The sequence below is a fragment of the Dietzia sp. NPDC055343 genome, assembly GCF_053645265.1.
In genome coordinates this window covers 99,258-108,779 of record NZ_JBSHMJ010000003.1, presented here as the reverse complement: position 1 = coordinate 108,779, position 9,522 = coordinate 99,258, and the positions used below count along the sequence as shown (strand labels likewise).

At 71.6% G+C, this 9,522-nt stretch carries 8 protein-coding genes; 5 read left to right on the top strand and 3 right to left on the bottom strand.

Annotation, left to right across the window (positions count from 1 at the left end; all coding sequences use genetic code 11):
- The first annotated feature begins 417 nt into the window (after positions 1–417).
- On the top strand, positions 418–1,503 hold the full coding sequence (locus tag ACWIE7_RS02475) for a YihY/virulence factor BrkB family protein (RefSeq protein ID WP_454068518.1): 1,086 nt from the start codon (positions 418–420) through the stop codon (positions 1,501–1,503).
- A 45-nt stretch (positions 1,504–1,548) separates the two neighbouring features.
- Here the strand turns inward: ACWIE7_RS02475 and ACWIE7_RS02470 are convergent, their stop codons facing one another.
- On the bottom strand, positions 1,549–2,160 hold the full coding sequence (locus tag ACWIE7_RS02470) for a hypothetical protein (protein ID WP_454057364.1): 612 nt from the start codon (positions 2,158–2,160) through the stop codon (positions 1,549–1,551).
- A 41-nt stretch (positions 2,161–2,201) separates the two neighbouring features.
- Positions 2,202–2,729, bottom strand: coding sequence for a hypothetical protein (locus ACWIE7_RS02465; protein WP_454068517.1), 528 nt, complete (start codon positions 2,727–2,729; stop codon positions 2,202–2,204).
- Positions 2,730–2,916: 187 nt separating this feature from the next.
- Between ACWIE7_RS02465 and ACWIE7_RS02460 the strand changes: the two genes are divergently transcribed.
- Positions 2,917–4,080: a DUF4185 domain-containing protein gene (locus ACWIE7_RS02460; RefSeq protein ID WP_454068516.1), complete on the top strand. Its 1,164-nt coding sequence runs from the start codon at positions 2,917–2,919 to the stop codon at positions 4,078–4,080.
- Between the two features lie 33 nt (positions 4,081–4,113).
- Here ACWIE7_RS02460 and ACWIE7_RS02455 read toward each other — a convergent pair whose 3' ends face one another.
- Positions 4,114–5,673, bottom strand: a complete 1,560-nt coding sequence (locus ACWIE7_RS02455) for an AAA family ATPase (protein WP_454057366.1) — start codon at positions 5,671–5,673, stop codon at positions 4,114–4,116.
- Positions 5,674–5,890: 217 nt separating this feature from the next.
- On the opposite strand from ACWIE7_RS02455, the gene ACWIE7_RS02450 reads away from it, so the two are divergent.
- The 3 genes from ACWIE7_RS02450 to ACWIE7_RS02440 all read left to right on the top strand — a co-directional run bounded on the left by ACWIE7_RS02450 (position 5,891) and on the right by ACWIE7_RS02440 (position 9,428).
- Positions 5,891–6,505, top strand: a complete 615-nt coding sequence (locus ACWIE7_RS02450; protein WP_452099770.1) for a hypothetical protein — start codon at positions 5,891–5,893, stop codon at positions 6,503–6,505.
- Between the two features lie 138 nt (positions 6,506–6,643).
- Complete coding sequence (locus tag ACWIE7_RS02445) at positions 6,644–7,765, top strand: glycerate kinase (protein WP_452099769.1); 1,122 nt, start codon at positions 6,644–6,646, stop codon at positions 7,763–7,765.
- A 97-nt stretch (positions 7,766–7,862) separates the two neighbouring features.
- Positions 7,863–9,428, top strand: a complete 1,566-nt coding sequence (locus ACWIE7_RS02440) for a glutamate synthase-related protein (RefSeq protein WP_452099768.1) — start codon at positions 7,863–7,865, stop codon at positions 9,426–9,428.
- Positions 9,429–9,522 lie beyond the last annotated feature (94 nt).

The following is a 9,522-nucleotide window of genomic DNA, read 5'->3' as shown; positions in this document are numbered from 1 at the left end:
CAGAGGGGGCTACCCACACAAGTCGTGCAAGTCAAACCACTGTCCTTGACGTGGGAAACGATTCCACCTTGTGAGATTTCTCTCAGGGCTGGCACGTACTCCGGGGCCCGACGACCGTCCCCGGCGACCCGGGTCAGCGAAGAATGCCGCGGCGGTCCCGCCCGGGACCCCCACGGACCCGGCCCACGGCGAGGCGGCGAAAAGGAACGGAGGACTTCACCCTCTCAGCCTACTGTTATCCAGATCACAGTTCCAGACCTGTTCGCCGCCGACCGGGGCCGGTGCACGTCAACCGGGCATCGCCGTCGTCGTCGTCCTGCCAGAGTGGGGAGGATCGGGGCCGCCACCCACCGCGGCGCGGAGCCCGATCCCCACGATCAGCAGGCGGTGCCCCGGCACCGGGGAGGCGGGACGACGGTGACCGACGCCAGGGCGGCCGAACTCATCGCAGGCGACGAGACACTGCATCGCCGCGGCATCGGGTATCTGCGGGAGAGGGAGGGGGCGTCCGAGGTCCCGGGCACGCTTGCGCGCCGCGGCGCCGTGTACGCGCTCAGACGCGCCCTGCCGAAATTCAACTCGGACAACTGCATGGACATGGCCTCCGGGCTGACCTACCACGCGGTGCTGTCGCTGCTTCCGACGATGATCGTGCTGGTCTCCCTGCTCGGCGTGTTCGGCCGCGGCGACGAGACGGTCCAGGCGGTGATGCAACTGCTCAACGATTCGGTTCCGCAGGCGACCGTCGAGTTTCTCCGCGGCCCCGTGGAAAGCCTCGTGCGCACGAGGGCCGCCGGCTTAGCGCTGGTGGTCGGCCTGCTCGGCGCGCTCTGGACCGCCTCGAGTTACGTCGGCGCGTTCGGCCGCGCCCTCAACCGCATCTACGGCGTCGGGGAAGGGCGCCCGTTCTGGTGGCGACGACCGGCGTTCGTGCTGCTCACCGCGTTTCTCGTGGCGCTGCTGGCGTGCGCGGCCCTCATCCTCACCCTCACCGGCGGGCTGGCCGAGAGCGTCTTCAGATTCGTCGGGCTGGGTGATCTCGCGCTCACGGTGTGGTCATTCCTCAAGTGGCCGGCGCTGGTGGCCATCGTGGTGCTGGTGATCGGGATCCTCTACCAACTCACCCCGAACGTCCGCCGGCCGCGATTCCGCTACCTGTCCCCCGGCACGATCGTCGCCCTGGTCGTGACCATCGCCGGCGGCTGGGGCTTCACCTTCTACGCATCCCACTTCAGCAACTACAACGCCACCTACGGCTCGCTGGCCGGCGCCATCATCTTCCTGTTCCTGATCTGGATCTCGAACAACGCGCTGCTGTTGGGTGCCGAGATCGATTCCGAGCTCATCCGCGCGCGCCTGCTGCTCGCCGGCGTCGAGGCCGAGGAGGTGATCCCGCTGCCGCTGCGCGACGGGACCTCGGTCATCAAGGCCCACCGCAGGACCGCGGCCCTCGTCACCGACGGGGCCGAGCTGCGTCACGAGGCCGCCGGGCTGGGCGCCTGAGGGGGTCTCCGAACGCCCGCGGGACAGCCCGGCCGGCTGCGCCGATCAGGGCACGGTGACCACGCCGCCGCAGCCGCCGTACGGGTTGCTGCCCGAGCCGGTCGGGATCAGCAGGTCGAGCGAGAAGGTGGGCAGGAACAACCCGTCCTCCGTGGCCGACATCGTCCATTCGATGGTGCCGGGGCCGGTGTCGACGATGGCACCCCACACGTCGTCGCCGTTGAACTCGACCCAGTGGATGTCGTCCTCACCGTGCCCCTCGACCAGGGTCCCGTCCGCGCCGGTGTCGGTGTTGACCCAGTGGACCTCGACGTTCTCGGTGGTGGTGCTGCCCTCGGACGACTTGTTGGTGTCGACCAGGAAGGCGGTCTCGCCCGGGTTCTCGCCCGGAACGGCCCGGGTCTGGTTGTGATCGGCGAACCCGACAGAGCCCATCGCGGAGCACTGACCGGGCAGGGAACCGGCGGCCGCACCGAGGCCCACCTTCTCCGCGACACCGACGGAGGTGCCGCCGACGGAACCGATACTCAGGGAGCCCGAGTCGGTCGGCGCACCGCCGTCCTGCGCGGCGGCGACGGGGGCACCGAGCGCCAGGGCGAGGCCGAGGGAGGCGGTACAGGCCGCAGCGGTCATGGGACGAGGAAGCAAGGTGGTCATACCGACACCCTCGCTCAGAAAGCGAAGGGACACAAGGCTTTTCAGCCCAGACGGGGCGCCCGCCGGGACGGCAGGGAGCGGGCTGCGGTGGCCTCGCGGATCCCGGGGACCGAGGCCGGGATGACGACGGGGCCGCCGACCCGGGGGTCGAGCACCATGGCCGTGGGCGTCTCCTCGGAGCCACGGTTGATGCTGCGACACAGCTCGTAGGCGTCCTCGTCGCGCCAGATGTTCACCCAGTGGACCTCGAGGCCCTCACGGGCGGCCCGGCGGCGCAGCGCCGACGAGTAGGCGCAGCCCGGACGCCAGAGAACCACCACGGCCTTCTCGGAGTCGGAGTCGGCCCGGCTACGGACCGCATCCAGCGGCACGTGCCCGGCCACCCGGAGCGGGGAATTCCACAGCGCCACCGCGGCGATGGCCGCGAAGACCGCGATCGCCAGCGGGACGCCGTGCCCGAACCCCACGACGGTCAGGGCGAGCGCGCACCCGAGGGCCAGCACGGCGGCGGAGCCGAACCAGTGGCCGGGGACGAGTTCCCTCCCGGCCCGCGCGAATGGGTGGGTCACGAGCAAGACCATACGCCTCCGCAATCGACATGTGTGGACTGCACTGAAAATTTCTGTGACCCGACAACGACCGCCCGCCTCCGGCCTCGGAGGTCTCCGCTCCACACCTGCAGCCCCGCCGACCACCCCCGCCGAACCTCGGCCGGAGTCGGTCCCCGTCACGCGCTACCGCGGTAGCGTCTGCTTTATGACGGAGACGCCGCAGGCCCCCGCCGCGCCCTCGACCGCGACCCGCAAGGTCCGTGATCTGAGCGGTCCCGGGATCACCACCCGGTTCGGCATGGAGGGCACAGACCTGGGAATCGTCGCCCGGACCCCCTCCGGGCGACTGCTCGCCGTGTTCGGGGACACCTTCGCCGGTGCGGGGATGGGCGCCCCGCACGTCGGCAAACCGCATCCGGGGATCGCGCAGTGCGTGCCCACGACCGACGACCGGCCCGGGCCCGGCAACCCGGACTGGCGCTCCCCCGTCGGGCTGTTCTCCGACACCGCCGATCCGGCCGCCGGCATCGAGTGGGCGGACGCCGCCGGCCCGGGTCCGCGCGACTACGCGTCGCAGCTCCTCGGCTACGTGCACGGCCGCGGCTGTTCGACCGTCCTGCCGAGCGACGTGCTGACCATCGGCGACACCATGTACCTGCACGTCATGGTCAACGAGGGGCTCGGCACGGTCACCCGCACGCAGATCCACCGCTCCACCGATGACGGCCGCACGTGGGAGCCGACGGGCGCCGAGTTCTCGCCCCGGCTCGAGGGCGGCCACCGCCAGTTGTGGACGTGGGAGCGAGGCGGCGACGGCTGGGTGTACGTCATGTCGACCGGCTTCCAGCGCGACAAGGGCGCCATCCTGATGCGCGTGCGCGAGGAGCACCTCGACGACCCGAGCACCGGGCACTGGCAGACCTACGGTTTCAAGGACGGCCGTTGGGACTGGGGCAACCCCACGACCATCGTGCTGCCGGGCCGCATCGGCGAGATGTATCTGCGGCGCTGCGAGGACTTCTGGACCCTCACGTACTTCAACGCGGAGCACTACCGGATCGACTGCCTGACGTTCTCGCAGATCGGGTCGGACCTGCTGGACCGCTCGGTGACGGCCCACGCCACGCTGCTGCCGGGCAGCGCGTGGGGCGACGAGTCCGACGGCACCGACCCGGCCTCCGGCCCCGCCCGCGTGGCCCAGTTGTACTGCGGCTGCCCGATCCCGGGCTCCACGCCGGAGCAGTGGCACGTCGTGGTGAGCCAGTGGAACACCCACGATTCGGCGGCCGGGCCGGCCGGCTGGCCGTACCGGTCCATGCAGTTCGTGACATCCATCCCCCGCCCGCCCGGTCACATGCCGGCCCCCTGACGACATCGGCGGCAGATCATCTGACCCGGCGGGTCATACCCAGGGCAGCGGGCCCAACTCGCGCTCGGCCCACCGCCGGACCGCGTCGCCGTCGCGGCCGTCCAGCGCGGTGGTGTCCAGCTCGACCGCCTCGGGCCACGGCGCCCTGTCCGCCAGCTGGGCGTCGAGCACCTCGACCGTCGCCTCGGACGGGTCCGTTCCCGCCCGGGCCCGGTCGGTGACCCGCCGCGCCAGCTCGTCGCGGGGTGCGGTGCACGAGATCTCCACGAGCTCGGCATGGGCGTCGGCGGCCACCGTCTCGGCCTCGGCCCGCCGCCGCGGCTCGAGCCACGTGGCATCCAGCACCACGCTGCGTCCCAGCGCGAGGTGGCCGGCCGCGCGGTCGAGCATCTCGGCGTAGACGGCCGCGATCGCCTCCGGCGAATAGCGGCCCTCCCCGCCCTCGCGCCGCGCCACGTCCGATCGCATCGGGTCCGAGCGCACGAGGTCCGAGCGCACCAGCTCGGCGCCCAGCGCGGCCGCCAGGGGCGCGGCGACCGTCGACTTACCGGAGCCGGAGACCCCGCCCACCAGCACCAGCCGCACGCGCGCCCGCAGCAGGCCGTCGACGGCCCGGGCGGCCAACTCCACCGCGAGGCGGGCGTCAGCGCCGCCGGAGTCCGTCTGCGCGGCGCGGATCGCGGCGACCTTGGCGCGCACGAGCGCGCGATACGCCATGTAGTGGTGCACGAGTGACGCCGGCGCGTCGTCGCCGGAGGCCTCGCGATAGGCCTCGAGGACGACGACGGCGAGGTCGGTCGCCCCCGACCGGTCGAGATCCATGGCCAGGAACCCGATGTCCAACACGGCGTCCCCGAAACGGAGCCGGTCGTCGAACTCGAGGCAGTCGATGATCCGCGGTCCGTCGCCGGTCAGGTAGACGTCCGCGGCCAGTAGATCCCCGTGGCCGTCCACGACCCGGCCCTCCTCGATCCGTGCTCGCAGCAGCGGACCGCGGCCACGCAGGTAGGCGCCGGCGAGGTCCGCGATGTCGTCAACGATCCCCGGCGCGTCCTCGCCCACGCTCAGTCCGCGCAGGTGCTCGAGCGACTCCGTCCAGAGACCACCCACCACGCCCGGGTCGCCCGCCGCGTCGATCTCCGGCGTGCGGTGGCTGTCCGCGTGCAGACGCGCGACCTGCCGGGCCACCTCGCCCAGGCCACCCACGATGTCCGTATCGCCGACCCGGGACGCGCCGGCCTCCCGCTCCCGCACCAGCCAGGCGAGGCTCTCCCGCTCCGGGAGTCGGCGCATCTCCACGACGTGGTCGATGATCTCGTCGTCGTTGTCGTCGTCCTGCCCATCGGGCGAGCGGGGCCGGCGCACCTGCAACACACCGAGATACACGTCCGGGGCGAGCCGACGGCCCAGTTCCACCTCCCGTCGGCTCTGCTCCGCGCGCGCCCGCACGGTGCGGTTGTCGAGGAAGCCCAGATCGATCGGTTTGCGTACTTTGTGAGCCTTGTCACCACAGAGGAAGATGAGCGCCCCGTGGGTCTCCACCACGACGGGAGGCCCCCACGACTGGCGGTCCGGACGATCGGAGGTGTCCATGGACCCACCCTAGGCAGGCGCGACGCCTCCCGCCGCCGGTCCGGGCACACGCTGCGGTGCACCACATCACCGAACTGTTACCTGAAGCGCCACTGAACAAATCGGGGGCTGACATGCCCAGATGTCACTTGTAGTGTCGCCGACGCACCCCAGCCACACGGCCGGGATGCCCGCGATGAGACACATCGTGGTCAATGCAGATCGGAGACGTTCAGCAGTGACGAACACCCACCGCAAGACCACCAACCGGACCACCGCGAAGATCGCCGCCGTCGGCGCGTTCGGCATCGGTGCCGCCATCGCATTCCCGGGCCTCGCCGCCGCGCAGGACGCCACCACGCCCGAGGGCCCCACCGCCAGCCTCGAGAACCTCGCCGGCGAGGAGGGCAGCCTGTCCGACCTCACGGGTGAGGACGGCAGCCTTGAGGGCGCCCTCGGCACGGACCTGGCGCTCGACGCGGGCAGCCTGGCCCTCAATGTCAATCTCGACGCCGAGACCCCGAACCCGGGTTCGGTCGAGCTCGGCAGCCTCGGCGTCTCCCCGAACACCGGCAGTGACCTGGTCGACGGTGGCACCGGCTCGGGCTCCGCGGACGAGGACGCCACCGACGACGCCGAGGAGACCGGCTCGCTCGACACCGGCTCGCTGCCGGGCAGCAGCGAGGAGAATGAGGACGTGGCCGCCGCGGCCGAGACCGACACGGACACCGGCTCCGCCGCGTCCTCCGAGGACGACACCACGGCCACCGACGACGAGGCGGAGGAGACCGGTTCGATCGACACCGGCTCGCTCGCCGGCCTGAGCTCCGGCGCCGACGAGGTCGCGGTCTAAGACGACCACCGGCCGGTTCGGCCGACCTCATACCCGCACCTCCCCCGGTGCAGCACGGCCCGGGATCGCGACCACCGCTTTCGGTCACGATCCCGGGCCGTCGTGTGTTCGCCGACACTCATGGGGGATGATGCAGGGGTGACGATCGTCGTGGCCTGCGGGGCCTTCAAGGGCTCACTCACCGCTATCGAGGCCTGCCATCACGCGGCCGAGGGCGCCCGCCGTGCGCACCCCGACACGGACGTGGTCGAACGCCCGGTCGCCGACGGCGGCGGGGGGAGCCTCGAGGTGATGGTCGCCGGTGGGGCACGCCCGGTGCCGGTCACCGCCTCCGGCCCCACCGGCGAACCGGTCGAGACCTCGTTCGCCGCCATCGACCCGGATACCGCGTTCGTGGAGATGGCCGACGCATGCGGGCTGCTCCGACTGCCCGGAGGCGTCCCCCGGCCACTCGAGGCGTCCAGCCGCGGCGTCGGAGAGGTCATGCTGGAGGCCCTGCGCTCCGGCCGTGGCAACATCCACCTGGGCATCGGTGGCAGCGCCTCCACCGACGGCGGCACCGGCATGCTGTCCGCCCTCGGCGTGCGGTTCCTCGACTCAGACGGAAACGAGCTCCCCGACGGCGGCGGCGCGCTCCGGCGGCTTGCGACCGTCGACCTGGACGGCCTCGACCCCGCGGTGCGGGCCGCCCGCGTCCTCGTGGCCTGCGACGTCGACAATCCCCTGCTCGGCCCACTGGGCGCCGCCCGCGTCTACGCGCCACAGAAGGGCGCCTCCCCAGAGGAGGTCGACAGCCTGGAGGCCGGGCTCGCCCGGCTGGTCGAGGTCCTGCGGAACCAGGGCCTGGACGTCGACCCGGACGCCCCCGGCTCCGGCGCCGCAGGCGGGGTGGGGTTCATCGCCCGCGAGCTGCTCGGGGCATCACTCGACCCCGGATTCGAGGTACTCGGCACCCTGACCGGGTTGGAGGACGTGGTCTCGGCCGCGGACCTGGTGGTCACCGGCGAGGGACGACTGGATGACCAGACCATGCACGGCAAGACCCCGCTGGGCGTGGCCTCGCTCTGCCGCACTCACGGCGTCCCCGTGGTGGCCGTGTGTGGCCGCCTGGACCTGGAGGCGGACCGTGTGGCCGCCGCCGGGTTCGTCACCGCCGCCGCGCTCACCGAGAAGGAGCCGGACATCAAGCGCTCCATAGCCAACGCCGGTCCGCTGCTCGATGCCGTCTCCGCCGAGGTCGTCTCCCGCGTCCTACCCTGACGCTCGGCGAGCCGGTCCCGCGAGCCGCCGGACAGGGCCCCTCCGAGTGGGCCAGAATGAGGACTCGTCGTTCCCGGACCCCCTCCAGGAGGCTCCCTTGCGCAAGTGGCTCCTCGGCGCACCGCTGGCCGCGCTGGCCGCGGTCGCGGCCGCAGACCTGCGGCAGACGCGGTATCCGATCCTGCGGACCTTCCCGATCCTGGGCCACGCCCGCATGGCGCTGACCTCGATCGGACCGGAGTTGCGGCAGTACATCGTCGCGGGCAACGACGAGGAGCGCCCGTTCACCCGCAACCAGCGGGACTGGGTCTACGAGTCCGCCGAGGGCCGGGCCACCACGTTCGGATTCGGCACGGACAACGACGTCGAGTTCCTCGAGGGATACCCCCTGGTCAAGCAGCGGACCTTCAGCGACGTCTCGCTGTCCGCCCATATCCACTCCGGCGAGTTCCTGCCCACCCCGCCCGCCAAGATCCTCGGCGGGGCCCGCGGCCGCGCCCGCGCCTTCCGTCCCGACTCCTTCGTGACCATCTCCGGCATGAGCTACGGCGCCCTCTCCGCGCCCGCGGTGGAGGCGCTCAACCGCGGAGCAGCCCTCGCCGGAGCCCTGCACAACACCGGGGAGGGCGGGCTGAGCCCGTACCACCAGAACGGCGCCGACCTCATCTATCAGATCGGCACCGCCTACTTCGGCTGCCGGGACGCCGACGGGCGCTTCGACATCGACAAGCTCGTCGCGGTCACCGAGAAGAATCCCATCCGGGCGATCGAGATCAAGCTCAGCCAGGGCGCCAAGCCGGGTCTCGGCGGGCTGCTGCCGGCGGCGAAGATCACCGAGGAAGTCTCGCAGCTGCGCGGGATCCCCATGGGCGAGGACTGCGCCAGCCCGTCCCGCCACACCGCCTTCCACGACGTGGACTCACTCCTCGATCTGGTGGAGGACATCGCCGACCGCACCGGGCTGCCGGTGGGCATCAAGTCCGCCGTGGGCGACACAGGGTTCTGGGAGGATCTGGCCGATGCGATGATCCCTCGCGAGCGTGGCGTCGACTTCATCACGATCGACGGCGGCGAGGGCGGGACCGGTGCCGGCCCGCTCGTGTTCTCCGACGCCGTGTCACTGCCGTTCCGGCTCGGCTTCCCCCGCGTCTACTCGATCTTCGCCGAGGCCGGGCTCACCGACGACGTGGTGTTCATGGGCTCGGGCAAGCTCGGCATTCCCGAGAATGCCGTGGTCGCGTTCGCGCTCGGCGTCGACATGATCAACGTGGCCCGGGAGCCGATGCTCTCGGTGGGGTGCATCCAGGCCCAGCAGTGTCACACCGGCGGCTGTCCGACCGGCGTGGCCACCCAGAACCCGTGGCTCATCCGGGGCGTCGATCCCACCTCGATGGCCGAGCGCTGCGCCAACTACATCCGTTCCCTGCGCCGTGAGCTGATCAAGGTCTCCGGCGCGGTCGGTGTCCCGCACCCGGCACTGATCGGCCCGACCGATGTGGAACTGGCCCGAGGCACCCGCGATTCGACCTCGCTGGCCGAGATCTACGGCTACGAGGCGGGCTGGGGCCTGCCCGGCGAGGCCGACGTGGAGGCCATCACCGAGATCATGGTCGCCAACGGCGTGGCCGAATACACCGACGCAGCCCGGCCGCCCGGGGTCTGACCGGCGGCCGGGATCCGGCAGCCATTCGTCGCGAAGAGTCTTTCGCACGCGTTTCCCGAGAAGCGAGTGTACGAAACCCTCTTCTCGACGGCAG

Coding starts and splice junctions, on each gene's coding strand:
- ACWIE7_RS02455 (WP_454057366.1), bottom strand. CDS start 5,673: ATGGACACCTCCGATCGTCCGGACCGCCAGTCGTGGGGGCCTCCCGTC.
- ACWIE7_RS02470 (WP_454057364.1), bottom strand. CDS start 2,160: ATGACCACCTTGCTTCCTCGTCCCATGACCGCTGCGGCCTGTACCGCC.
- ACWIE7_RS02460 (WP_454068516.1), top strand. CDS start 2,917: ATGACGGAGACGCCGCAGGCCCCCGCCGCGCCCTCGACCGCGACCCGC.